Here is a 24266-nt window from a genome sequence, read left to right as displayed (position 1 = left end):
GCTTACCGTCTATTCCGCCCGCAGATTTATTTCCTCGCGCGCTCAGAATCTGCTGGGCTCCATCCAGCGTGAGCCTGTGAAACACCTTATGAATAAGCCTCTTAAATACGCAAAGCCCCGGCCAGGGGCAACCTGGCCGGGGCACGGGCGTCCTTACTCTCTTACCTTAGAGAGTGGGCAGACTACTTTGCGAAGCGGGGGAAAGCACCCTTGCCTGCGTAAACAGCCTGATCGCCGAGCTCTTCTTCGATGCGCAGCAGCTGGTTGTACTTAGCAACGCGCTCGGAGCGGGCGGGAGCACCGGTCTTGATCTGGCCAGCGTTGGTAGCAACAGCCAGGTCAGCGATGGTCACGTCCTCGGTCTCACCTGAACGGTGTGAAACCATGCAGCGGTACTCGTTGCGCTGAGCCATGCTCATAGCGTCGAAGGTCTCGGTCAGTGAACCAATCTGGTTTACCTTCACGAGCAGGGCGTTAGCAGCGCCACCCTCGATGCCCTGAGCCAGACGTTCGGGGTTGGTCACGAAGAGGTCGTCGCCAACGATCTGAACCTTGTCGCCAATTTCGGCGGTGAGGGTCTTGTAGCCGTCCCAGTCGTTCTCATCCAGGGGATCCTCGATGGAAACGAGGGGGTACTTAGCAACCAGGTCAGCGTAGTAGGCAGACATTTCAGCTGCGGACTTCTTCTGGCCTTCGAAGTCGTAGGCGCCGTCGTTGTAGAACTCGGAAGAAGCGACGTCCAGAGCCAGGGCAATCTCTTCACCGGGCTTGTAGCCGGCCTTCTCGATGGCCTCGATGATTAGGTCAAGAGCTGCAGCGTTGGAGTCGAGGTTGGGAGCGAAGCCACCCTCGTCGCCCAGACCAGTGGACAGGCCACGGTCGTGCAGAACGCTCTTGAGAGCGTGGTACACCTCAACGCCAGCCTGCAGGGCAGCGGAGAAGGTGTCGAAGCCGATGGGGGCGATCATGAATTCCTGGATGTCAACGTTGGAGTCAGCGTGTGAGCCGCCGTTGAGGATGTTCATCATGGGAACGGGCAGGATGTGAGCGTTGGGGCCGCCCAGGTACTTGTAGAGGGGCAGGTCTGAGGACTCAGCTGCTGCCTTAGCAACGGCCATAGAAACGCCGAGGATAGCGTTTGCGCCGAGCTTGCCCTTGTTGTTGGTGCCGTCCAGGGCGATCATGGCTGCGTCAACAGCGCGCTGGTCGGTTGCGTCGATGCCGATAACCTCTTCAGCGATTTCTTCAATCACTGCAGAGACAGCGCCGAGAACGCCCTTGCCCAGGTAAACAGCCTTGTCGCCGTCGCGGCGCTCTACGGCTTCCCACTCACCGGTGGATGCGCCTGAGGGAACTGCTGCACGGCCAAAAGCGCCGTCTTCGAGCAGAACCTCAACCTCAACGGTGGGGTTGCCGCGTGAGTCAAGAATCTGACGAGCGTGAACTGCGGTAATCAAAGCCATGAAAATGCTCCTTGAAGGATGAGAAATGAAAATGGCTATATAGCGCTACAGCCGGTTGCTGATCGGGCCGTGGAGCCCGCGCGCGTTTATGCCCCCAGTCTACCAAAAAACCCACATAAGCACACAGGAATTCAACATTTCCAACGGTTTTCTTCAGCACTTCTGAGGTTTTGTGGGATTCTGACCAACGGGTCACAACTACCTTATGGCGGTGCTGGTGGGGTGGCGGTGCTCTTCTGCCCGCCGACCCTCTCATTCCTCGCCTGGCGGCTCGTCATGATTCACGCCCCGCCTAACGGCGGATTCCACTCGCTCTTATGTGCTGACGCACCCGCTCGCTACATCCAGCCAGCGGGCTGCCAGAGCACCGCCACCCCACCGCCTCAGTCGCGTATCAACCCTTGCACATAGGTCCGCAGGGCCCGCTCCGCATCGAGCCCAGCGGTGCGGGCGGAGGCTGCCAGCTTGTAGAGGTAGGCGCCCAGCTCCTGCTCGTTGGCGAAGGCCGGGAGCGGCTCACCGGCGTCCGCGCCTGTAAGGTCAACCCCGGCGGTCTCGGCTCTCTCCGCGACCTTGGCGGCGAGGGCGAGCGCGGGCAGGGCCGGTGGGAGCCCGTCGAAGGGGCCGGTGCGTTCGGGTTTTTCGGCTTTTTTGAGCTGGTCCCAGGCATCGTAGATGTCGGCGGCACTGAGCTTTTCGCGGCCCTGGTCGGTGGACGCGAAGACGTGGGGGTTGCGGCGCACCAGTTTGGCGGCGAGCCCGTCGATGACGTCCTGCATGGTGAAGCTGCCCTGCGCGGCGGGGGTTTCGGCGGCCATGGTGGCGTGGAAGATGACGTTGAGCAGCACATCCCCCAGTTCTTCGCACAGCAGGGGCAGGTTGACTCCGCCGGGGGCTTCAACGGCTTCGGCGACCTCGTAGGTTTCTTCGATGAGGTAGTGCATGATGGACGCGTGGGTTTGGGAGGACGTCCAGGCGCAGCCGTCGGGGCTGCGGAGGGTCTGCATGAGCCCCATCAGGTGCTCGAAGCTGCCCCCGAGATCACCGGGTTCTGGTGCTGGGGCGGGGTGCTCTTGTCTCGACCGGGTCATGCGCCGCGCTGCCCTTCCTGGTCGGTGCCTGCCTGGTCGGTGCCTGCCTGGTCGGTGCCTGCCTGGCCGGGCTCTTCGAGGGCCAGCTGCCCGTAGGCGCTCTGGATGCTGGTGAGCAGGGCCTGTTTTTCGTCGAAGGAGCAGAAGGCTCCGTTGATGGCGTTGTAGGTGACTTCGAAGAATTCGGGTAGACCAAAGCCCTGGTGGGTGGCGAGTTCGGCGAATTCCCGGGTCATGCTGGTGGCGCTCATCAGGCGGTTATCGGGGTTGATAGTGACCGCGAACCCGGCCTGCAGGAGCAGGGCTGCCGGGTGCTCTTCGTGGCTGAGGGCCGGTTCAAAGGCCTTCTTCTGCCCCACGTTGCTGGCTTTTTCGGCAGCGTCGGTCTGTAGGTTGGAGCAGGGGCAGGTTTCAAGCACGATACGGCGGTTTTTGACGGCTTCGGCGACCTCGCCCAGCTGCAGGACGGTCTGGCTGGGGTCTGCCCCGGGCATGAGGGAGCCGTCGGGGTCGATCTCTGCCAGGGTGCGGGCTGTAATGTCTTCGGTGATGCGGACGCCGTGGCCCAGTCTCAGAGCCCGGCCGGTGACCAGAGCTTCGCGGATAGAGGCCAGACCGAAGGCTTCACCGGCGTGGAGGGTGACGGGCAGGAAGTGCTCGGCGGCAAGGTTCAGGGCTTCTGCGTGAGATGAGGTGGGGTGGCCGTCCTCGGGCCCGGCTAGGTCGAAGCCCACCACGCCCAGGGCCCGGTAGGCCAGGGCGGTTTTAACGACGTCCAGGGAGTTGTTTTGGTGGCGCATGGCGCACAGAATCTGGTTGACCAGGATGCGTCCGCCTGCCCGACCTACCTGCTCCATGCCGTCCATGAGCCCGTCGGCGACCGCTTCAACGGCCTGGGCCATGGTCAGCCCACCGCGCAGGTGCAGTTCGGGGGCCCAGCGCACCTCGCCGTAGATAACGCCGTCGGCGGCCAGGGTCAATACGTGCTCGCGGGCAACCCGGCGCAGGTTATCTGCGGTTTGCATGACAGCTACGGTGTGCTCAAAGGTTTCTAGATAGCGGGCCAGGGAGCGGGAGTCTGCTGCCTGCTTGAACCACTCCCCCAGCTCCTGCGGGTCGGTTGTGGGCAGGGTGTGGCCTACTCGATCGGCTAGCTCGATGAGGGTCTCGGGCAGCAGGCCACCGTCGAGGTGGTCGTGCAGGCAGACTTTGGGCAGCTTTTGGAGCCAGGTCAGGGTGGGCGCGGGGGCGGTCATACGGGGAAAGCTCTTTCGGTAGTGGCCCGCCCCGAAAAGGCCGGGGCTCTTTCGGGGCGGGAGGGTAGAAAGTGGTGGGTACTGACCTAGAAGGTCCAGGAGGCCAGAGCCTCATTCATGTGGGCCGGGATGTTCTCACCGGTGCGGGGGAACATGCGCAGCTCCTCTACGTACTGCTGGGCAGGCAGGTGCTCAGGGTAGCGCACAAAGGCCTCTTCATCGGCATAGTCGAAGGTGGCTTCAACGGGGGTGCCGGGGGTGAAGCGGATGTTGATGGCCAGGGGCGAGCCGTGGCCTTCCTTGTAGGAATCGGCCTTGAGCTGCAGAATCGCTAGGGTTTCTTCGGGGATCAGGTCGAAGGTGCGTACCTGTTCCCAGAAGCCGTTGCGGCGCACGTGGGTCAGGGCGTCGTAGTAGGAGCCCAGGGTTCGAACGCGAATCAGCACGGTGGAGACATCGCGGGCGGTGCCAGAGGCACCGAAGAGGGCTTCGTAGGCCGGGGCGAAGCGGGAGACGACCTCGGCTTCGGTGAGCACCAGGTTGCCGCTGGCTTTCTTGGTGGCAGAGGGCTTGGGCTGGCTGTGCTCGGCGTAGGAGGGGGCGATGTCCACGCTAGTGCTCGTCATGGGGGCATCCAGGGTCGGTGCGGACGCGGGCAGGCTGCGGGCCTGGGCCTGTGCAGCGGACGCCTGGGGCTGGTCGTCGGCTTCAAATTCGCTGTCGTCCAGGTGGGTGGGCAGCTGGTGGGCATCATTCTCGTCGGATGCGGCAGCTTCTTCTACCGGGGCGGCGTCTTCGGCGGGCGCTACTTCTTCGGCAGGTGCTGCTTCTTCGACGAGTGTTGCAGAGCGGACGCTCGCAGTCGCCGGGTAGTTCTCAGCGGCAGCAGCGGTTACGGCACCCTGCTGGTAAGCGGTATCTGCTTCGGGAGTCTCCTCGGCGGTAGCTTCTTCCGCAGCAGCTTCTTCAGCGCTACCTGCTTCTACTGCGGAGGCCTCTTCCTGCGCAGGCTCTACAGCCGCTTCTTCAGCGGTATCTGAGGCTTCCTCAGCGGGGCTTTCAGCATTCTCTGCTTCGCTCTGGTCAGTATTCTCCTGTGCTGCTTTCTCTTGCGCTGCCTTCTCCTGAGCCAGACGGGCTGAGATACGGCTCATGCGGTCCTCAGCCTGGGCTGCGGTTTCCCCCTGCCCTGTGGCAACCGGGGCGGGGGCGGCGTCCTTACCCTGCTGAGCCTCAGCAACCTGCTGGGCCTTACCGGCCTGCTCAGCCTCGCCAGCCTGCTGAGCCTGGGCAGCGCCCATGTCCAGGGCGTAGTTGAGGTTGTGGGTCTTGCTGGTGGCGGTGTTCATGAAAGAAGCGTGCACAGCCGCATCGCTGCCAATAGCGGGGTTAACCACAATCAGGGCGCGGTTCCAGGCGCCGCGCTCGCTCTTCTCTTCCTCAACGTAGAGGTCAGCCACGGCCTGGAACCACTCGCTACCGGGGGTGACTAGACCAGACTCAACTTCCTGGCCGCGCTGGTAGAGGGTGTACTTCATGTCGTTGGCGTTCTGGGTCAGGTTCAGGGTCACCTGGCCCTCTGCCTTAGCACGCATGAGCTTCACGACGGCCTTAAGGCCCTCGCCTGCGCCCAGGCGGGTGGGGGCAGGGGCAGTCTCAGCGCTCTTGGGGGTATGCGCCTGCTCGGCGTCGATACCGGTTGCCAGAACATCCCGCTGAGCGGTGTCGCTAGAGGCGGGCTGGGCGGTGTTCTGTGCGGGGGCAGGTGCCTGAGTTTTCTTGCGGCTAAATAGGCCCACGGTTCTTCTCTTTTCTTGCAGGGTCGAAGGGAGGTTTTAAGCGTTGATTCTATCCAGAATCAGGTCGGTGGGGGTGTAATCGCCTCCGATAGTCCAGGCGTCCTTGAGGGATTCCAGGGCCCGTTCAAAGCGTTCGGGGGTGTCGGTCATCAGGGTCATCAGGGGCTGACCGGCGGTGACGGTGTCGCCGGGCTTGGCGTGCAGGTTGATACCCGCTGCCAGCTGCACGGCGTCTTCCTTGCGGGCTCGGCCTGCGCCCAGGCGCCAGGACGCCACGCCAACAGCCAGGGCGTCCAAGCGGGTTAGGGTGCCGCTTGCGTCAGCGTAGACGGTGTGGGTTTCGCGGGCCTGGGGCAGGGCTACATCGGGGTCGCCGCCCTGGGCGGAAATCATTTCGCGCCACTTGTCCATGGCGCGGCCGTCCGCAAGAGCCTCGGCGGGGTCGGCATCGATGCCGGAGTTTTTGAGCATGACCCGGGCCAGCTCGACGGTTAGTTCGACAATATCGGCGGGCCCACCGCCGGCGAGCACCTCAACAGATTCTGCCACCTCATTGGCGTTGCCAACGGCCAGGCCCAGGGGGGTGTCCATGTTGGTGAGCAGGGCACTGGTTTTAACGCCGGCGCCCCGACCCAGCTCAACCATGACCTCTGCCAGCTCACGGGCGCGCGCGGCGTCCTTCATAAAGGCACCGGAGCCGACCTTGACGTCGAGCACCAGAGAGTCGGTGCCCTCGGCGATTTTCTTGCTCATAATGGACGAGGCAATGAGCGGAATCGCTTCAACGGTGGAGGTGGTGTCGCGCAGGGCGTAGAGCTTCTTGTCGGCGGGGGCCAGGCCGGTGCCTGCGGCTGAGATAACAGCGCCGACGGTACCGAGAATGTCCAGGGTCTTTTCGTTGGAAATGTTGGCCTGCCAGCCGGGGATAGCTTCGAGCTTATCGAGGGTGCCGCCGGTATGGCCCAGGCCGCGGCCTGAGAGCTGGGGTACTGCCACGTTGTAGACGGAGACCAGCGGGGCCAGGGGCAGGGTGATTTTGTCGCCGACGCCGCCGGTGGAGTGCTTGTCTGCGGTGGCAAGTTTTTTGCCGGGACCGATGATGGATGAGAAGTCCATGCGCTCACCGGAGCGAATCATGGCATCGGTCCAGCGGGCAATCTCTTCGCGGTTCATGCCGTTGAGGAAGATGGCCATGGCCAGGGCGCTCATCTGCTCGTCGGCTACAACGCCGCGGGTGTAGGCGTCGATGACCCAGTCGATCTGGTCGTTGGTGAGGGTTCCGTGGTCACGTTTGGTGCGGATAATGTCTACGGCGTCGAAAGCTTCGGTGCTCAAGCGCTCACCTTCCCGGCAGGGTGCAGCTTCGCTCCCCTGCCCTGTGTTCTTGTGTTCTTCGGTCTTATCTTCCAGTATGCCAGTTCGCGCCGGGGCGTGGCCGCTGCAAAGCGGTCGGTGAACGGGAAAGATGAGGACGCTAGGGGGCAGCTAGGCGGTCGGGGCCGAAGGCGTCGGGCAGCATCTGCTCGATGGTGAGCACTCCGCTGGTAGAGCGCAGGAGCATGCCGGGGGTGCTGTGTTCGTAGAGCAGTTGACGGCAACGGCCACAGGGCATAAGTGCGTTGCCGTCCTTATCGACGCAGGCAAATGCGGCAAGCTTACCGCCGCCGGTGCGGAAGAGCTCGGAAATCAGCGAACATTCGGCGCAGAGGGTGAGCCCGTAGGAGGCGTTTTCGATGTTGGCGCCGGTGATCAAGCGCCCGTCGGTGGTCAGGGCAGCGACCCCAACCGCGAAGTTGGAATAGGGCGAGTAGGAGTTCGCTAGGGCTGCGGTGGCGGCAGCGGTGAGCTGGTCCCAGTCAATATCTTGTGTAGTCATTGGTATCTTCCTTTGTAAGTTTTCTATAGGTATGGGGGAGGCGGACGCCCCGGTAGCCGAAATTTAAGAACGGTAAGACAGCAGTGGCCGCTACCCTACATGAAGGTAGCGGCCACCTGGCTTAGGGGAGAAGGAGTTCAAGCGCCGGTAGGGTATGCCGCCTGCCGGCGCGTGGATCGGGCCTGGCGATGAATTTCGACGAGCGCCCCGCGCGAGGAGAAAGAATGGTTGCGCAGCGGCGGCATACCCGGATGGCGCTACTTATCTCCCTGCGTCCGTCCGGACCTACTCCTTGATGTAAGGCTTGCCCACTGCGGCGGGGCCGCGGGAGCGGCCCACCAGACCGGCTACCGCGAAGATGGTGACCAGGTAGGGCAGCATGGCGAGCAGTTCGGTGGGCACGCTGGTGCCCAGGATGGAGAGGACGAACTGCAGGTTGAGGGAGAAGCCGAAGAGGAGGGCGGCGGAGAGGGCTCCGATGGGGGTCCAGCGGCCGAAGATGAGGGCGGCGAGGGCGATGTAGCCTTGGCCTGCGGTCATGTCGGAGTTGAAGGAGGATACGGAGACCAGGGTGAAGAAGGCGCCGCCCATACCGGCTACGGCACCGGCCAGCAGGACGTTGGTGGCGCGCAAGCGGTTGACGTTAACGCCCAGGGTATCGGCCGCCTTGGGGTGCTCACCGACAGCACGGGTACGCAGGCCCCAGCGGGTCTTGTTGAGGGCGAACCAGATGACGGCTACCACGATGTACATGAGGTAGACCAGCACGTTCTGGTTGAAGAGGACGGGGCCCAGAACAGGAATTTCGGAGAGGCCGGGGATGGCGAAGGCCGGCAGCTTGGGCGCAGAGTTGAGAGTGGACGCGTTGGGTTCAAGGACTCGGCTGAAGAGGAAGCCGGTGAGGCCTGAGACCAGGACGTTGACCACGACACCCACGATGACCTGGTCGACCAGGTACTTGATGGAGAAGAGGGCCAGCAGGGCTGAGACCAGCATGCCGCCGATCATGGCTGCAAGAAGGCCTGCCCAGGCGTTCTTCGTGATGGAACCCACCAGGACAGCGGAGAAGGCGCCCAGCAGAAGCTGACCTTCGATGGCGATGTTGACGATGCCGGAACGCTCACAGAGCAGACCGCCCATGGAGCCGAAGATCATGGGGATGGAGAGCAGCACGGCGCCATTGAGCAGGGAAACCAGGGAGAGTTCTGGCTTGGTGGTGGAGCCGATGGCCCAGATGAGCAGACCGGAGGCGAAGGCGAACCAGAAGAGGGGCGCTACCCAGCGGCCCAGGGTTTTGCCGGCGTTGGTGGTGACCAGAGCATAGCCTGCTACAGCAAGCATGACGATGGAGGCTACCCAGCCGTAGACCTGGGGATTGATTTGGAGGGGTTCGGCTGAGAACCAGCTGACGCCGTCCGAGATGCCCAGACTGATGGTGCTCTTGGGGGCGCGCAGGGCAATGAGCAGGGTGGCAAGTACTGCAAGTGCCCCGTAGATGATGGGGTTCTTCCAGTTTTTGACGACCAGCTTTTCTTCTGAAGTGCTGGCGGTGGTTTCGGGAGTTGCGATGACGCTCATGGTTATGCCTCCACGGCCTTCTTCTTAGCTGACTTCTTTTTCTTGGGCTTGCCAGTGGGATCGGGCAGGCGGAACATGGCACGAACCAGCGGGGGCGCGGCGATGAAGAGGACGATCAGGGCCTGGAGCACAAGGACGATGTCGATAGAGGTGCCGGTGGCTACCTGCATGGAGACGCCGCCTGCGCGGAAAGCGCCGAAGAGGAGGGCAGCGAAGAAGGTGCCCCAGGGGGTGGAGCGTCCGAGCAGAGCTACGGTGATGGCGTCGAAGCCCAGGGTACCGGCGATACCGGTAGTGAGCACCTTTTCGGTGCCAGAGACCTGGGCGGTACCGGCGAGGCCTGCGAGGGCACCGGAAATGGCCATGACGATGATGTAGCCCGAAGCAACCGAGATACCTGCGGTACGTGCAGCGTTAGGATTAGCGCCGACTGCGCGCAGGCGGAAGCCGATGGTGGATCGGTTCAGGAGCCAGCTGATGAAGAGAACGGCGAGAATCGCGAGGATGAAGCCCAGGTGCAGGCGGAAGGAAGGGCCTAGGATCTGGGGGAAGGCCGCGGCTTCTGGCAGTTTTTCGGAGATAGGGTTGGAACTGCCTTCGCGCTGGAGCAGGGGGGTCTTGAGCAGGTAGACCAGCAGGTTGGCCGCGATGTAGTTCATCATGATGGACAGGATGACTTCGTGGGCACCGGTCTTAGCCTTGAGAACGCCGATGATACCGCCCCAGAAGGCACCGCCGATGATACCGCCGAGGATAACCAGGGGGATGGTGACGACGGCGGGGAGGCCAGCATTGAGGCCGACCCAGCCGGAGACGATAGCACCGAGGATAATCTGGCCCTGGGCACCGATGTTGAAGAGACCTGCTCGGAAGGAGAGGGCTACGGCCAGGCCCGCAAAGATGAGCGGGGTGGCTACGGTGAGGGTTTCGGTGATGGGGCGAATCTGCTGGACAAAGCTCTTACCGTTGGGGTTGTAGATAGCGCCTTGTAGCAGGGCCAGGTAGGACTCGTAGGCGGCAGTCCAGCCAGCGCTGATGGTATCCAGGGGTCGAGCAAAGAAGTAGCCTGCCGCTTTTTGGGTTGCCGGGTCGGTGAAAGCGATGAGAATGCCACCCACGATAAAGGCGGCCAGAGCTGCACCGATGGAGAGGCCGACGTTGCCGCCTGCGATACGAGCGAAGGCGGAGGGCTTCTCGGTGGCTACTAGCTGGGAGGGAACGTCCTGGGGCGGGGTTTTATCTGCCGTATCGGCAGCAAGGGCAGGGTCTACCTGCGGGGTTGCGGGCTTATGCTCGCTCATTCTCTTCTCCTTCTGCCCAGGGGGTCTCGGGGGTGGGGGCCATGTGCTTGGCGTGGGATGCGCTGGGGGCTTCTTCTTCGTGTTCTGCAGCTGCTGCGAGAGCCTCTTCGTAGGTGACTCCTGCCATCATCTGGCCAAGAACGGAGCGCGGGGTGCTGGGCGGGACGATTCCCATGAGCTCCCCGTGGAAGAAGACGGCGATGCGGTCGGCTAGACCGTAAACTTCGTCGAGTTCGGTAGAGACGATGATGACGGGCACGCCCTTGTCGCGCTCTTCGACGATGCGCTTGTGGATGAATTCGATAGAACCAACGTCGACGCCGCGGGTGGGCTGGGATGCGACGAAGAGTTCTAGCGGGCGGGAGAGCTCGCGGGCAACAACGATTTTCTGCTGGTTACCGCCGGAGAGAGTGGAAGCTGCGTGTTCCTTGGACCCCATGCGGATATCGAACTCGGCTCCTGCCCGGTCGGCATTTTCAGAAATCTTGGTGCGGTTCAGGGTACCGGCTGAGGAGAAGTCTTTGGTGTCAAAGAGGTCGAGAATCAGGTTCTCTGAGATAGAGAAGGAGCCGACCAGGCCGTCCTTGCTACGGTCTTCGGGCACGAAACCGACCCCGGAGCGCAGCACCTGCTTGGTGGTTTTCCCAAGAAGCTCAAGACCGTTGAGTTTCATAGAGCCGGTGGCCTTGGGGTGCAGTCCAATGATGGATTCTGCCAGCTCGGTCTGGCCGTTGCCCTGCACACCGGCAACGGCGAGAATCTCGCCGCCGTGCACGGTGAAGCTGACATCCTTGAGCAGGGGCACGCCGTTATCGGCTACTAGGGTGAGGTTTTCAACGGCGAAGGTCTGCTCATTAGTCTGAGCCTCAGACTTGTCAACGGTTAGCTGAACGGCCTTACCCACCATGAGAGAGGCCAGTTCAGTGGTCGACATGGAGGGGTCAGCATGGCCAACTACCTTGCCGCGGCGGATGACGGTGATGTCATCTGAAATCTCACGGACTTCGCGAAGCTTGTGGGAGATAAAGAGCAGGGACTTGCCGTCCTTGCGGAGCTGGTCCATGATGCCCAGCAGCTGATCGGTTTCGGCGGGGGTGAGCACGGCGGTGGGCTCGTCCAGAATGAGCACTTCTGCGTCGCGCACCAGGGCTTTGATGATTTCAACGCGCTGCTGCACACCAACCGGCAGGTTTTCAACAATAGCGTCGGGGTCAACCGCAAAGCCGTAGCGGTCAGAGATTTCACGAATCTTACGGCGGGTGGTCTCAAGGTCGAGGGTTCCGCCCTTGACTGATTCAGAGCCCAGGGCCACGTTCTCGGCAACGGTGAATACCGGAACCAGCATGAAGTGCTGGTGCACCATGCCAATACCCGCTGCCATGGCGTCTGATGGGCCTGAAAACTCAACCGGCTGATCGTCAATGAAGAGCTGACCTTCGGTGGGCTGGTAGAGGCCGAAGATAACGTTCATGAGGGTGGACTTACCCGCGCCGTTTTCACCCAGCAGGCAGTGTACCGTGCCGGGGCGGACCACAAGGTCGATGCTGTCGTTCGCGGTAAAGTCACCGAAGCGTTTGGTGACCTTGCGCAGTTCGAGTTTCATGGGGTGGCTTTCTGTGTGAGAACCGGACGCACACTGCGGGCCCGGGGGCTGCAGAGTGAAGGAGTGCTTGTGCCTAGTTTAGCGGGTTAGGCCCCTGCCCTAAAGGCTGTCTGCCACAGCAGGACCGCTGGCCAGACAAACGGCTCACACCTCTCGTTGCTGAGGGTGTGAGCCGTTTCAAATAGCCCGAGGCTAACCTACCTGCTTAGGCGGTGGGGGTACCTGCGGTTTCGACCTTGATGGTGCCTGAGATGATGTCTTCCTTGATCTTGTCGAGCTCAGCCTTGGTCTCGTCTGAGACTGCTGATTCGAAGCTGTGGAAGGGGGCCAGGCCAACGCCGTCATTCTCCAGGGTGCCAATGTAGGCTTCGTTGGTGAAGTTGCCGTCCATGTCTGACTTGATGGTTTCGGTGATAGCGGCATCCATCTTCTTCATGATAGAGGTCAGGATGATGCTTTCGAATTCGGGATTGGTTTCAACGCCGTCGGAGTCAACCCAGATCACGGAGGCGGGGTTCTCAGGGCTGGTGGCGTTGTATTCCTTGACTGCTTCGAGAGTACCGGAGCCTACGGGGCCTGCAACGGGCAGGATGATGTCAGCGCCCTGGTCCAGGAAGTTCTGGGTGTTAGTCTTGCCCTTGGTGGCATCTTCGAAGTCACCGGTGAAGGTACCTGACTGGCTCTCGGTGTTCCAGCCGAGCACCTCAACGTTGGCGCCCTTCTGCTCGTTGTAGTAGGCAACGCCCTGGGCAAAGCCGTCCATGAAGATGGTAACGGTGGGGAATTCCATACCGCCGTAGGTTGCTACCTTACCGGTCTTGGTCTGGGAAGCAGCCAGGTAGCCTGCCTGGAAGGCAGCCTGGGCGGTGTCAAAGACGATGGGGCGTACGTTGTCGAGCTCGATGGAGTTGTCGTCAACGATGGTGAAGTGCATGTCGGGGTTAGCTTCTGCTACTTCCTTGGTAGCATCTGCCAGACCGAAGCCAACGGTGACGGTCAGGTTACAGCCTGACTGAACCATCTGGTCGAGGTTGGGGCCGTACTCGGTTTCGGTGGTGGACTCAGCTTCCTTGTACTCGATGCCGTATTCAGCGACGGCATCCTTCAGACCCTTGTAGGAGTTCTGGTTGAAGGACTTGTCCTGGAAACCACCGAAGTCAGAAACGATGCAGCCCAGGTAGTCGGCTGCTTCGCCGGAAGCTGATGATGATTCTTCGGGGGCAGCGCCACAAGCTGACAGCAGCAGGGCTGAGATGCCCAGAATGGAACCGGTGGAAGCAACGTGCTTACGTGAGAAAGCCATGAAGGTCCTTTTCGTACGGCCCTGAAAGCGTATGGCGCATAGTGTACGCCACCTGTGTGTGAGTGCTGCTTTCAGAGAAAATTTTGCGTAACACAACACATCTTAGTGTGATTCAGCTTCCCGTTCACCCCCGATTCACCTTAAAGAACGTGAACCGCATAACAGGCCACTGCTGTTTAATCACACCGTGGAGCGTTTGAGCTAATCACACAGGGCAGGAGACTGCCCCAGGCAGCGGGGGCCAGCGTCCTACCCTCGCAAAAAATTTTCTGAAAAAACTTACTGACCGGTAACTTACAGGACGTTAGCTGCGAGACAGCTCCGAGCGAATAGCCCGTAGCGCGGTTGCAGCCATTACCTGCACCCCGTACTCGATGGCGCGCTCGTCCGGCGCATAGTCACCCCGATGCAAGTCGTAGGTTACTCCGCCGGGCACGCGGGTCCCCAGACGAATCAGGGCGCCGGGAACCTCCTGGAGCATCCAGGCAAAGTCTTCACCGCCCATGGACTGCTCCACCAGAACCACGGAGTCCTCCCCCAGCTCCGCGCGGGAGGCGGCCTCAATCATGGCAACCTCGTCCTCGGTATTGACGGACGGCGGCACCCCCCGGAAATGCTCCAGTTCAACCTCGACGTTGTAGGGGGCAGCAATCTGGTCGACCACCTCATCAAGCATGGCGCCGGCCTGCTTCCAGACGTCCGCATCCAGGCAGCGCATGGTGCCCGCCAAAAAAGCGGTAGACGGAATAGCGTTGGGAGCCACCCCCGCCTCAATCTGTCCCCAGGCAACCAGCACACCGGAGCGCACGTCCGTCTTACGGGAAAGCACCGCCGGTACGTTAATAGCAATTTGAGAGAGCGCGTAGATAACGTCTTCGGTCAGGTGGGGCCGGGAGGTATGCCCACCGCGGCCTTTGAGAGTGATTTTGATGGTATCGGAGGCACTGGTAATAGCACCGATGCGGGTACCAATTTTGCCCACGTCAACCTTGGGTTCGCAGTGCAGAGCGAAGGCGCGGGGCACACCCTCAAGGATGCCCTGAGCAATGACGTCCACTGCTCCGCCAGGCAGCTGCTCTTCAGCCGGCTGGAAGATAATGCGGACGGTACCTCCCAAGGGAGTTTCGCTGTGCAGCCGGTGCAAGGCAATGGCTACGCCCAGCATGACGGTCTGGTGAATATCGTGGCCGCAGGCGTGCATGACGCCATCGACCTGCGAGGCATAGGGCAGGTCGGTTTCTTCCTGAATCGGCAGGGCATCAATATCGGCCCGAAGAGCCGCAGCTATCGGACCAGAGCCTACGTCCACGTAACAGCCGGTACCTTTCAAGTGTTTGGGGGCCAGACCCGCTTCGGTGAGGGTACGAAAAATACGCTCGGTCGTCTTGTTCTCTAGGTAGGAAAGCTCAGGGTTCTGATGCACCTCGCGGCGAAAAGCAATCAGTTCCGGCACCAGGGTACGCAGACGCTGGGCAAACAAGGGTGAGCTCAGATCCAAGGAGCTTGCAGCAAAAGAATAGGACGACATGTATATAGAGTAGCCCTTCGCACAAAAAAGTCGCGCTCCACAGGGGATGTGGAGCGCGACTTTCTACCGGTCTTTAGAGAGATCGAGCTAGGATAGCCTGCTTAACCTCGGCAATCGCTTTGGTAATTTCAATACCGCGGGGGCAGGCCTCGGTGCAGTTGAAGGTGGTGCGGCAGCGCCAGACGCCTTCCTTATCGTTGAGAATCTCAAGACGCATATCGCCAGCATCATCGCGGGAGTCGAAGATGAAGCGGTGGGCGTTGACGATAGCTGCCGGGCCAAAGTACTGGCCGTCGGTCCAGAAAACAGGGCAGGACGAGGTACACGCAGCACAAAGGATGCATTTGGTGGTGTCGTCAAAGCGGGCGCGGTCCTCCTGGGACTGGTAACGCTCGCGCTCCGGCTCGTGGGTATCGTTGACCAGGAAGGGCATAATCTCACGGTAGGCCTGGAAGAAGGGTTCCATGTCTACGATGAGGTCCTTCTCGCAGGGCAGACCCTTGATGGGCTCAACGGTAATCGGCTTGGACAGGTCAAGGTCCTTGAGCAGGGTCTTGCAGGCCAGACGGTTACGGCCGTTGATGCGCATGGCGTCGGAGCCACAGATACCGTGAGCACAGGAGCGGCGGAAGGACAGCGAGCCGTCGATCTCCCACTTGATTTTGTGCAGGGCATCGAGCACACGGTCGGTGCCGTACATGGTCAGCTTGAATTCGTCCCAGTGGGCTTCTGCTGACTCTTCGGGGTTGTAGCGGCGAACCTGCACAGTCACGTCGAAGGTGGGAATAGCGCCCGCTTCGCCTGACTCAGACTTCAGCTCAACCTTGGATTCGGGTTCACGTGCTTCAAAATCAGCCATTTTAGTACTTACGCTCCATCGGTTCGTAGCGGGTGAAGGTCACGGGCTTGGTGTCGAAGCGCAGGCCCTTGATGCCTTCCATCTCGGCGTTCTCATCGAGGTAGACCATTGAGTGCTTCATGAAGTTGGCGTCGTCGCGGTCGGGGTAGTCTTCGCGGAAGTGGCCGCCGCGGGACTCCTTGCGGTGCAGGGCAGCCACAGACATAACCTTGGCCAGTTCCAGCAGGAAGCCCAGCTCGACCGCTTCAAGCAGGTCGAGGTTGAAGCGCTTGCCCTTGTCCTGAATCTGGATGTTCTTGTAACGCTCTTCGAGCTCAACAATCTTGTTGACGGCGTTGTGGATGGTTGCCTCTGTGCGGAAGACCTGCATGTCGGCGTCCATGACGTCCTGCAGTTCCTTGCGCAGCTGGCCTACCTTTTCGGTGCCTTCGCCGTTGCGGATCTGGTTGAGCAGTTCCAGGGTGGCGTCTGCGGCGTCGTCGGGGACGGGCAGGAAGTCAGCTGATGCTGCGTATTCTGCTGCGTAGATACCGGCGCGCTTACCGAAGACGTTGATGTCGAGCAGGGAGTTGGTACCCAGGCGGTTGGAGCCGTGGACCGATACACAGGCAACCTCACCGGCAGCGTAGAGACCGGGGATGATGTCCTCAGAGTTGGAGTGCACCTCTGCCTTGATGTTGGTGGGGATACCGCCCATGGCGTAGTGGGCGGTGGGGAAAACCGGGACGGGCTCGGTGTAGGGTTCAACGCCCAGGTAGGTGCGAGCGAACTCGGTGATATCGGGGAGCTTCTCGTCGATGTGGGAGGGTTCGAGGTGGGTGAGGTCCAGAAGGACGTAGTCCTTGTTGGGGCCACAGCCTCGGCCTTCACGAACCTCGTTTGCCATAGATCGGGCCACGATGTCGCGGGGGGCAAGGTCCTTAATGGTGGGTGCGTAACGTTCCATGAAGCGTTCACCGTCGGAGTTACGCAGAATACCGCCTTCACCGCGGGCAGCCTCAGAAACCAGGATGCCCAGGCCTGCAAGGCCGGTGGGGTGGAACTGCACGAACTCCATGTCTTCCAGCGGAATACCGTTGCGCAGGGCAATTGCCATGCCGTCACCGGTCAGGGTGTGGGCGTTGGAGGTGGTCTTGAAGATCTTGCCACAGCCGCCGGAGGCGAAGATAACGCTCTTGGCCTGGAAGACGTGGACGTCACCGGTAGCCAGATCATAGGAGACAACACCTGCGGGGCGGCGGACGCCGTCCTCGTCCTCCACCATAACCAGGTCAAGCACGTAGTACTCGTTGTAGAACTCTACGTTGTGCTTGACGCAGTTCTGGTAGAGGGTCTGCAGAATCATGTGACCGGTGCGGTCTGCTGCGTAGCAGGCGCGGCGCACAGGAGCCTTACCGTGGTCGCGGGTGTGACCGCCGAAGCGGCGCTGGTCAATACGACCCTCGGGGGTGCGGTTGAAGGGAAGACCCATCTTCTCGAGATCAAGAACGGCATCGATGGCTTCCTTAGCCATGACCTCAGCTGAGTCCTGGTCTACCAGGTAGTCGCCACCCTTGATGGTGTCAAAGGTATGCCACTCCCAGTTGTCCTCTTCAACGTTAGCCAGAGCCGCACACATGCCGCCCTGGGCGGCACCGGTGTGGGAGCGGGTGGGGTAGAGCTTGGTGAGCACAGCGGTGCGGACGCGCTGGCCAGCTTCGATAGCGGCTCGCATACCTGCGCCGCCTGCGCCGATGATAACGACGTCGTACTTATGTACCTGCATTGTGTGAATGCTTCTTTCTAAAATCTAGAGCGCCAATAGCTTACGGGGCGGTGCAGAAGGACGGCAGAAGGTCTGCGGCTGCACCGGCGGGGCAGGGGTCAAAGGTGAAGATGACCAGGGTGCCCAGCAGAATCACGAAAGCGGTGGCTAGGAAGAGGGCGACCTTCAGGGCAAAGCGCACGCCATCCTTTTCTGCGTAATCATCGATGATGACGCGGATACCGTTAGCGCCGTGGAGCATAGCCAGCCACAGGAGCAGAAGGTCCCAGACCTGCCAGAAGGGGTTAGCCAGCTTGCCACCGACGAAGCCGAAGTCGATACGGTGGACACCCTCGCCCATCATGAGGTTGACGAAAAGGTGACCGAAAATCAGGATAACCAGCAGAACACCGGATACTCGCATGTAGAGCCAGGCGAACATCTCGAAGTTATTGCGCTTAGATGAGGCTCGGTTGTACTTGACGCCCGAAACAGTGTTGTCGCGGCTGCGGGGAACCGAAATCTTGGTTTTCAGAGGAGTTGCCATGTCTTAGTGACCCCCAAAGACGAGCATGAGATGACGGACGAGGAAGGGAACCATAACGACGGCCCAGAGCACCAGAACGCCCCAGAGCATTGCCTTCTGGTTCTTGGCACCGTTCTTCCAGAAGTCCACCAGGATAATGCGGATACCGTTGAAAGCGTGGTAGACGATAGCGGCTACCAGTACGGCTTCACCCAAACCCATGATGGGGTTCTTGTAGATGTGCATAACAGCGTTGTAAGCCTCAGGGGAGACGCGAACAACAGCGGTGTCAAGCACGTGAACCAGCAAGAAGAAGAAAATGGCGATACCGGTGATGCGGTGGGCAACCCACGACCACATACCTTCACGGCCGCGGTACAGCGTGCCCTTGGATGTATTCGGCACTGAATAACCTCCTGTGTGATGCGGAGCGACACGCCGACGGTTTCAGCCTGTTGGCGTGCCCACGCAACATACGTATTGTGTGTTCTACTCAACAGCAAGATTATCAGGTTTTGAGGTCACTTACTTACACCGTGTCACCATCACTTTAGGCCTGAGGTGGCCCCAAATAGGCAAGGTTTTAATGCCCTTAAGCCACCTAGGTGCGCTATCACGCGGGAGGTGGCAGGACGTTTTACGCCAAAAGTGACCGGCGTCGTACAGCTTAAGGAAAAGATTTCATCATTATGACTTCAAATCTCGGTACACTGTAGGAACAATGAGAACACCACTTGAACGGTTCTACCCCCTCATTCCGGCCGGCGGCGTAGGGTCCCGCCTATGGCCTCTTTCTCGCGCCGTAGAACCTAAATTTTTGCTTGACCTGACCGGGACAGGTTCGTCCCTCCTTCGTGCTACCTACGATCGCTTGGTTGATCTTGCAGCTGACGGCGTCCTTGTCGTCACTGGGCAGGCCCACGCCAACGCCGTCACGCAGCAGCTTTCCGAGTTGCGCGGGTCTGACCTGGTACTCGAACCTTCACCTCGTGACTCTGCGGCGGCCATCGGCCTTGCCTGCGCTATTCTGCACGAGCGCGACCCCGAGGCCATCATTGGCTCCTTCGCCGCTGACCACATCATCAGCCCGGTCGAAGAATTCCAGGCCGTAGTACGCGAGGCCGTACACGCCGCGGCCTCCGGCAAGATTGTCACCATCGGCATCGAGCCCACCGAACCTTCCACCGCCTTCGGCTACATCAAGGCCACCCAGAACCTGGGGCTGGAAGACGCCCCCAGCGTCCTTGCCGTTGAACAGTTCGTCGAAAAGCCCAATGAGGCCACCGCAACCGAGTACGTAGCCAGCGGCGACTACACCTGGAACGCCGGCATGTTCGTGGCCCCTGCTGCCCTCATGCTGCAGCACCTCGAAGCCAACGAGCCGGAACTCTACGCCGGCATCATGGAAATCGCCCGCGCCTGGGACACCCCCGCACGTGAAGCCTGCATGAACCGTCTCTGGGAGACCCTACCCAAGACCGCCATCGACTATGCAGTAGCTGAGCCTGCCGCAGCAGCCGGTGACGTAGCCATGGTTCCCGGTCGTTTCAGCTGGGACGACGTAGGCGACTTTGACGCCGTAGCCCGCCTCAACATCGAAAAGAGCGGTGACGACCTCTTCGTACTGGGCGACAAGTCCAGCGTCATCAGTGAAGAATCCACCGGTATCGTCGTCAACAACACCGGCCGTAAGATTTCGGTCATCGGTATCGAAGATGTTGTTATCGTTGACACCGCAGATGCCCTGCTTGTCACCGTGCGCGACGACGCCCAGAGCGTTAAGAACACCGTCAATACCCTGAAAGAACTGGGCCAGGACAACCTGCTCTAGCCCATCAGAGTTACACAAAGGCCCGCACCGTTTTCCCGGTGCGGGCCTTTTTGACACTTACATTATGCAAATGATTCTCATTTAGTTTAGACTGGTGGGCATGCACAACACCTATCGTCCTCTTTTCGCCCTCATCAGCGCCACCCTCGCCCTTGCCCTCGCAGGCTGCGGGGCAGCGTCCTCCCCCTCCGCCACTTCAAGCAGTGATCAGGCCAGCGCCACCGCAGCCGCAGAACGCGCAGCCATCACCGAAGCATCCACCCCCTCAGCCCGCATCGCCCTGACCTACGACGGCGGAATCATGATTGTGGACGGCAAGACCTTTGAAGTCATCGAAACCATTGAAAAAGAAGGCTTCCTACGCCTGCAGCCCGCAGGCGACAACCGCCACCTGGTCGTAGCCGACGGCTCCTCCTATACCATGCTCGACATGGGCGCCTGGACCCAGGCTCACGGCGACCACGACCACTACTACACCACTACCCCCACCCTCACCTCCCTGTCCTTCGCAGCGGACGGCACCGGCCACGTCATCACCGACTACGGCCGCTCAGCCATGTTCGCCGACAACACCGGCACCATCGAGGTCTACTCCCCCGCTGACCTAACCGGTGCTGACCAGTACACCGCTACCAGCGTCAGCACCGAAACCATCGCCCTTCCCGACGCCCACCACGGCCTGGCCATCCCCCTCGAGAACAACCAGTACCTGGTTTCGGTAGGCACCGAGGACGCCCGCACCGGCGCCGCCGTCATCAACGCAGACGGCTCGGTTGTCACCGAAAACCTCGATTGCCCCGGCATTCACGGCGAAGCGATTGCCGCTAACGACACCTTCACTGTTGGCTGCCAGGACGGCGCCCTCATCTACGCAGACGGCACTTTCACCAAGGTAACCAACCCCGAAGACCCCTACTCCCGCTCCGGCAACCAGGCCGGTTCAGCTGATTCAGCTATCGTGCTTGCCGACTACAAAACCGACCAGGACGCCGAGCTCGAACGCCCCGAACAGTTTGCCCTGATCAACACCATCACCAAGGAACGCACTAAGATTGCCCTGCCCGAAGGCGTCTCCTACACCTTCCGTTCACTGGCCCGCGGCCCCGAAGGCTCCCACCTGCTGCTGACAACCGACGGCAAGCTCCGCTTCTGGGCTGAGGACGGCACCGAACTGGGGTCCGTCGACATCATGGACTCCTGGACCGAGTCAGAAATCTGGCAGGACCCCCGCCCCGCTATCTGGGTTGACGGCGAAACCGCCTACGTCACCGACCCCGCCACCAAGAAGCTACACGTTGTTTCCCTGGCGAAGATTGCCGACGGCACCGCCGAGGTATTTGCCAGCATCGACTTGCCCGAGGTACCCAACGAAATCAACGGTATCTCCCGCAGTGCAGAACTGGTCACCACTACCGAAGTGGACTCTGACCACTAGCGTTTTATCGATAAAGCTTATTCATAAGCGGTTCCGCAGGCTCACGCTCGCTGCCGACCCTCTCGCTGGTTCGCTGACGCTCACAAGCGATTCACGCCAGCCCCGAGCCAGCAGCTTCGCTGTGAGCCTGCTCCACCGATCTTTATGAATAAGCTTCTATTGTTTAAAGGCGCACTGTTCCCAGCTGCTGCCAGCTGCCTGCGCTGAATCGGTAGACAGTCAACCGGTTCACGGTGAAATGGGCAAGCGCGGGTGGTAGGGTCGCAAAATCGCGTAAGGATGCCGCCAGGGCAGGGGCCGGGGCATGGTTGGCTAGGGTGAGGTGCGGCTCGTAGGGAAAAGGTGACACGGACTCCCCTACCGCATTCTGGCAGGCTGTATGAATCAGGGTGAGCCTATCTGCCCCGGCAACAACGGGGAGGTAGGTTACAGGGGTAACCGGCTCAAAGGTAGCAGCTGGGCCCAGATCCACCTGCACGGGGCCGATGCCGGCCACCACCTGCTCAATGGAGCGCAGGGGGTCGCCGCCGGCGTCCTCGCTAATCAAAATCGTAATGTGGCAGCTTTCTGCAACGGGGCCTACCAGGCCCTGGCTTGCCCGCCAGCTGACCAGGCGCGCAGACACCACCGCAGGTACCTCGGCAACAATGCTGAGGTACCTGCGGTCGGGGTCTATAGTCGGTGAAGAAGCCACCAGGCTAGGTCGTCTAACTCTTAGAGGGCGGGCAGGAAGCCTACCGCGTCATACACGTTCTTCACGGTCACAGAGGCAATCTCACGGGCCTTACCGGCACCGATGGCCAGCAGGCGGTCTAGCTCCGCCGGGTCGTCCATGAGTTCCAGGGCGCGCTCACGAATGGGCGACAGCTCTTCAACCACGATCTCGGCCAGGTCAACCTTGAGGTGGCCGTACATCTTGCCCTCGTATTCAGCGACGATGTCGTCAATGGCCTTGCCCGTCACTGCCGAGTAGATGGATAGCAGGTTAGAAACACCGGGCTTGTTCTCGCGGTCATAGGTGATCTCGCTGCCGGCGTCGGTGACTGCGCCCTTAATCTTCTTGGCGGTCTTCTTGGGGTCATCGAGCAACCAGATAATGCCCTTATCGGTGGTTGCTGACTTGCTCATCTTAGAATCCGGAGTCTGCAGATCGTAAATCTTGGCAGTCTCTTTGAGAATAACCGGCTCAGGCACCACGAAGGTATCGCCAAAGCGGGAGTTGAAGCGCTGGGCCAGGTTGCGGGTCAGTTCCAGGTGCTGGCGCTGGTCCTCGCCTACCGGCACCACGTCGGCCTGGTAGAGCAGAATATCTGCTGCCATAAGGACGGGGTAGGTGAAGAGCCCCACCGAGGCGTTATCGGTACCCTGCTTAGCTGCCTTGTCCTTGAACTGGGTCATGCGGGCAGCTTCACCGTAGCCGGTAATGCAGTTGAGCACCCAGGCCAGCTGGGCGTGCTCGGGCACATGCGACTGCACGAAGAGCGGGGTCTTCTCGGGGTCGATACCGGCTGCGATGTACTGGGCCGCGGTCTTGCGGGTGCGCTCCAGCAGAACCGCAGGGTCCTGGGGCACGGTAATCGAGTGCATATCGGGAATAAAGTAGAGGCACTCGTGGTCTTTCTGCAGGTCAACCCAGTTATTGACCGCACCAATGTAATTACCCAGGTGCATGGAATCCGCGGACGGCTGGGCGCCCGAGAAAGCACGCGGCGCACCGGTTGCCGCGTTGGGAATCTTAGCCTTGATGTTTTCTTCGGGGGTGGTCTGCTGTGACTTGCTCACGGGGCGTCCTTCGCTGTGTTTAGGCCCCTTCACGGGCCAGTTCCATACCGTTCTTAGCGGTGAAGTTAATGGTGTCGATAGCGCGATCAATCATGTCGCGGGAGTTTTCGTCGTTGACCTCAAGCTGCTCGGCAATCACCTTTGACTGCACCAGGCAAATCTGGAAAGAGTGGGCGAGCTTCTCGGTGTGCACATCAGACTCGTACTCAGCACGCTTCACGGCGTGCTCCTCGTAGGCCTTGCGCTGGGCTACCAGGGTACGGTTGACGTTTACTAGGAGGTAGGCTGCGATACCCAGCCAGGCTGCGATAATACCGGCCAGAATCCAACCCAGCACCGACTCTTCGCGGGCTGACTGGACGATAGCCCAGGCCAGCAGGGCAACGAGAATTGCCATGCCGATGCCCGCCCCAATGAGGACGACCTTAGTGTTCTGCTCTTGTGCTGTTTTTTCTGAACCGTTCGACTGCATGACCTCTATTATGTCAAAGGAAGCCAGGCCGCGCTGAATCGCAGGCCCAACTTAAGCGTAAAGTGGGGTACATGATGCCCTCATCACGTGAAACGAAGTACCATCAGGTCGCCAGGCTCATCGAAGAGCGCTATATCTGCCCGGCCGATGAGAACATACCCCTGCCCACAGAACGGCAGCTGCAGGATATCTTCTCCGTCTCACGCGACACCGTCCGCCGGGCCCTACGGGAACTAGCTGACGCCGGCCTTATCTACCATGTGCAGGGATCAGGCACCTATGTTGCCCCGCGCAAGCACCCGATGCGGACGCCGTCCTTGCGCTCTTTCACAGACGACATGGCTGCACGCGGCCACCGCCCCCACTCCCTCACCCTCACCTGCCACCTCATCGAGGCGCCGCTGGCGGTTCAGCGCGATTTAAATCTGGACGCCGGTGCCAAGGTGATCCAGATTCAGCGGCTGCGGCAGGCGGACGGCTCCCCTATCGCTCTTGAAACCGCCTACTTCCTGCCCGAGGCCTTCTCCCATGTGGAGCCCGAGCTGTCTGCCTCGCTCGATGCCCAGATGCGGGCGTCCGGCTTCCAGGTAGAAACCGCAACCGTGCGAGTGGTAGCGACCAACCTGACCCAGGCAGAAGCAGCCCGGCTGGGGGTTCCCCTCGGGGCAGCCGCCTTACGCGTTGAAAAAGTGGGCTACACCGTGCGCGGCCTGCCCGTGGAAAGTACCCAGACCCTCTACCGGGGCGACCGTTACGACTTTGAGATAGAGGTCAAGAGGTAGTTCTTTTTCCGTGAGTGCATACGAGAATCGCCAAGTG

General features: G+C 60.8%; 21 protein-coding genes. 3 read left to right on the top strand and 18 right to left on the bottom strand.

Going from position 1 to position 24266, the window contains the following annotated elements:
* Positions 1-182: 182 nt before the first annotated feature.
* The 15 genes from eno to sdhC all read right to left on the bottom strand — a co-directional run bounded on the left by eno (position 183) and on the right by sdhC (position 18332).
* The gene (gene eno / locus ACFP6B_RS01800; protein ID WP_377126041.1) at positions 183-1463 is read right to left on the bottom strand and encodes a phosphopyruvate hydratase; all 1281 of its coding nucleotides are present in this window, start codon (positions 1461-1463) and stop codon (positions 183-185) included.
* Positions 1464-1846: 383 nt separating this feature from the next.
* Entirely contained in the window at positions 1847-2554 is a 708-nt protein-coding gene (locus tag ACFP6B_RS01795; protein ID WP_377126038.1) for a MazG nucleotide pyrophosphohydrolase domain-containing protein, read from the bottom strand.
* Entirely contained in the window at positions 2551-3810 is a 1260-nt protein-coding gene (locus ACFP6B_RS01790) for an adenosine deaminase (protein ID WP_377126035.1), read from the bottom strand. Before ACFP6B_RS01790 ends, ACFP6B_RS01795 begins: the two co-directional genes overlap by 4 nt.
* Positions 3811-3896: 86 nt before the next feature.
* On the bottom strand, positions 3897-5609 hold the full coding sequence (locus tag ACFP6B_RS01785) for a hypothetical protein (RefSeq protein WP_377126032.1): 1713 nt from the start codon (positions 5607-5609) through the stop codon (positions 3897-3899).
* A 36-nt stretch (positions 5610-5645) separates the two neighbouring features.
* On the bottom strand, positions 5646-6944 hold the full coding sequence (locus ACFP6B_RS01780) for a thymidine phosphorylase (RefSeq protein WP_377126029.1): 1299 nt from the start codon (positions 6942-6944) through the stop codon (positions 5646-5648).
* Positions 6945-7083: 139 nt separating this feature from the next.
* Positions 7084-7485 (bottom strand): cytidine deaminase, encoded by a 402-nt coding sequence (locus ACFP6B_RS01775; RefSeq protein ID WP_377126026.1) that lies wholly within the window; start codon positions 7483-7485, stop codon positions 7084-7086.
* Between the two features lie 285 nt (positions 7486-7770).
* On the bottom strand, positions 7771-9063 hold the full coding sequence (locus tag ACFP6B_RS01770; protein ID WP_377126023.1) for an ABC transporter permease: 1293 nt from the start codon (positions 9061-9063) through the stop codon (positions 7771-7773).
* A gap of 2 nt (positions 9064-9065) precedes the next feature.
* Positions 9066-10364, bottom strand: coding sequence for an ABC transporter permease (locus ACFP6B_RS01765; protein WP_377126021.1), 1299 nt, complete (start codon positions 10362-10364; stop codon positions 9066-9068).
* On the bottom strand, positions 10351-11967 hold the full coding sequence (locus ACFP6B_RS01760) for an ABC transporter ATP-binding protein (RefSeq protein WP_377126018.1): 1617 nt from the start codon (positions 11965-11967) through the stop codon (positions 10351-10353). Before ACFP6B_RS01760 ends, ACFP6B_RS01765 begins: the two co-directional genes overlap by 14 nt.
* 205 nt (positions 11968-12172) lie before the next feature.
* Positions 12173-13270, bottom strand: coding sequence for a BMP family lipoprotein (locus ACFP6B_RS01755; RefSeq protein WP_377126015.1), 1098 nt, complete (start codon positions 13268-13270; stop codon positions 12173-12175).
* 304 nt (positions 13271-13574) lie between these two features.
* Positions 13575-14798 carry an amidohydrolase gene (locus ACFP6B_RS01750; protein ID WP_377126012.1) on the bottom strand — a complete coding sequence of 408 codons (1224 nt, stop codon included), beginning with the start codon at positions 14796-14798 and terminating at the stop codon, positions 13575-13577.
* Positions 14799-14871: 73 nt separating this feature from the next.
* Positions 14872-15657 carry a succinate dehydrogenase iron-sulfur subunit gene (locus ACFP6B_RS01745; protein WP_135011168.1) on the bottom strand — a complete coding sequence of 262 codons (786 nt, stop codon included), beginning with the start codon at positions 15655-15657 and terminating at the stop codon, positions 14872-14874.
* 1 nt (position 15658) lies between these two features.
* Entirely contained in the window at positions 15659-17422 is a 1764-nt protein-coding gene (gene sdhA, locus ACFP6B_RS01740) for a succinate dehydrogenase flavoprotein subunit (protein WP_135011169.1), read from the bottom strand.
* A 40-nt stretch (positions 17423-17462) separates the two neighbouring features.
* The gene (locus ACFP6B_RS01735; RefSeq protein ID WP_237196973.1) at positions 17463-17948 is read right to left on the bottom strand and encodes a succinate dehydrogenase hydrophobic membrane anchor subunit; all 486 of its coding nucleotides are present in this window, start codon (positions 17946-17948) and stop codon (positions 17463-17465) included.
* 3 nt (positions 17949-17951) lie between these two features.
* Positions 17952-18332 carry a succinate dehydrogenase, cytochrome b556 subunit gene (gene sdhC / locus ACFP6B_RS01730; RefSeq protein WP_237187242.1) on the bottom strand — a complete coding sequence of 127 codons (381 nt, stop codon included), beginning with the start codon at positions 18330-18332 and terminating at the stop codon, positions 17952-17954.
* Positions 18333-18648: 316 nt separating this feature from the next.
* Here sdhC and ACFP6B_RS01725 point away from each other — a divergent pair, with 316 nt between their 5' ends.
* Both ACFP6B_RS01725 and ACFP6B_RS01720 read left to right on the top strand, forming a co-directional pair.
* A complete protein-coding gene (locus tag ACFP6B_RS01725; RefSeq protein ID WP_237187243.1) occupies positions 18649-19758 on the top strand; it encodes a mannose-1-phosphate guanylyltransferase in 1110 nt (369 codons plus the stop codon).
* A gap of 100 nt (positions 19759-19858) precedes the next feature.
* Positions 19859-21193, top strand: a complete 1335-nt coding sequence (locus tag ACFP6B_RS01720; RefSeq protein ID WP_377126006.1) for a hypothetical protein — start codon at positions 19859-19861, stop codon at positions 21191-21193.
* A gap of 163 nt (positions 21194-21356) precedes the next feature.
* Here the strand turns inward: ACFP6B_RS01720 and ACFP6B_RS01715 are convergent, their stop codons facing one another.
* From ACFP6B_RS01715 to ACFP6B_RS01705, 3 genes are read right to left on the bottom strand one after another with little or no spacing between them, the layout of a single operon-like run.
* Positions 21357-21887 (bottom strand): 2'-5' RNA ligase family protein, encoded by a 531-nt coding sequence (locus ACFP6B_RS01715; RefSeq protein ID WP_377126003.1) that lies wholly within the window; start codon positions 21885-21887, stop codon positions 21357-21359.
* 20 nt (positions 21888-21907) lie between these two features.
* The gene (trpS, locus tag ACFP6B_RS01710) at positions 21908-22975 is read right to left on the bottom strand and encodes a tryptophan--tRNA ligase (RefSeq protein ID WP_377126000.1); all 1068 of its coding nucleotides are present in this window, start codon (positions 22973-22975) and stop codon (positions 21908-21910) included.
* 19 nt (positions 22976-22994) lie between these two features.
* The gene (locus ACFP6B_RS01705) at positions 22995-23447 is read right to left on the bottom strand and encodes a hypothetical protein (RefSeq protein ID WP_185173464.1); all 453 of its coding nucleotides are present in this window, start codon (positions 23445-23447) and stop codon (positions 22995-22997) included.
* 71 nt (positions 23448-23518) lie between these two features.
* Between ACFP6B_RS01705 and ACFP6B_RS01700 the strand changes: the two genes are divergently transcribed.
* Positions 23519-24229, top strand: a complete 711-nt coding sequence (locus ACFP6B_RS01700; RefSeq protein ID WP_377125997.1) for a GntR family transcriptional regulator — start codon at positions 23519-23521, stop codon at positions 24227-24229.
* Positions 24230-24266: the final 37 nt, after the last annotated feature.

This window comes from Rothia nasimurium (assembly GCF_042660305.1).
Lineage (GTDB): Bacteria > Actinomycetota > Actinomycetes > Actinomycetales > Micrococcaceae > Rothia > Rothia nasimurium.
The sequence above is the reverse complement of the archived record's forward strand: the minus strand, read 5'-3'. Positions and strand labels throughout refer to the sequence as shown.

What these genes read in the sequence shown, in the direction of transcription:
- eno (WP_377126041.1), bottom strand. Translation starts at nt 1,463, where the DNA reads ATGGCTTTGATTACCGCAGTTCACGCTCGTCAGATTCTTGACTCACGC.
- ACFP6B_RS01795 (WP_377126038.1), bottom strand. Translation starts at nt 2,554, where the DNA reads ATGACCCGGTCGAGACAAGAGCACCCCGCCCCAGCACCAGAACCCGGT.
- ACFP6B_RS01790 (WP_377126035.1), bottom strand. Translation starts at nt 3,810, where the DNA reads ATGACCGCCCCCGCGCCCACCCTGACCTGGCTCCAAAAGCTGCCCAAA.
- ACFP6B_RS01775 (WP_377126026.1), bottom strand. Translation starts at nt 7,485, where the DNA reads ATGACTACACAAGATATTGACTGGGACCAGCTCACCGCTGCCGCCACC.
- ACFP6B_RS01770 (WP_377126023.1), bottom strand. Translation starts at nt 9,063, where the DNA reads ATGAGCGTCATCGCAACTCCCGAAACCACCGCCAGCACTTCAGAAGAA.
- ACFP6B_RS01765 (WP_377126021.1), bottom strand. Translation starts at nt 10,364, where the DNA reads ATGAGCGAGCATAAGCCCGCAACCCCGCAGGTAGACCCTGCCCTTGCT.
- ACFP6B_RS01760 (WP_377126018.1), bottom strand. Translation starts at nt 11,967, where the DNA reads ATGAAACTCGAACTGCGCAAGGTCACCAAACGCTTCGGTGACTTTACC.
- ACFP6B_RS01755 (WP_377126015.1), bottom strand. Translation starts at nt 13,270, where the DNA reads ATGGCTTTCTCACGTAAGCACGTTGCTTCCACCGGTTCCATTCTGGGC.
- ACFP6B_RS01750 (WP_377126012.1), bottom strand. Translation starts at nt 14,798, where the DNA reads ATGTCGTCCTATTCTTTTGCTGCAAGCTCCTTGGATCTGAGCTCACCC.
- ACFP6B_RS01745 (WP_135011168.1), bottom strand. Translation starts at nt 15,657, where the DNA reads ATGGCTGATTTTGAAGCACGTGAACCCGAATCCAAGGTTGAGCTGAAG.
- sdhA (WP_135011169.1), bottom strand. Translation starts at nt 17,422, where the DNA reads ATGCAGGTACATAAGTACGACGTCGTTATCATCGGCGCAGGCGGCGCA.
- ACFP6B_RS01735 (WP_237196973.1), bottom strand. Translation starts at nt 17,948, where the DNA reads ATGGCAACTCCTCTGAAAACCAAGATTTCGGTTCCCCGCAGCCGCGAC.
- ACFP6B_RS01725 (WP_237187243.1), top strand. Translation starts at nt 18,649, where the DNA reads ATGAGAACACCACTTGAACGGTTCTACCCCCTCATTCCGGCCGGCGGC.
- ACFP6B_RS01720 (WP_377126006.1), top strand. Translation starts at nt 19,859, where the DNA reads ATGCACAACACCTATCGTCCTCTTTTCGCCCTCATCAGCGCCACCCTC.
- ACFP6B_RS01705 (WP_185173464.1), bottom strand. Translation starts at nt 23,447, where the DNA reads ATGCAGTCGAACGGTTCAGAAAAAACAGCACAAGAGCAGAACACTAAG.
- ACFP6B_RS01700 (WP_377125997.1), top strand. Translation starts at nt 23,519, where the DNA reads ATGATGCCCTCATCACGTGAAACGAAGTACCATCAGGTCGCCAGGCTC.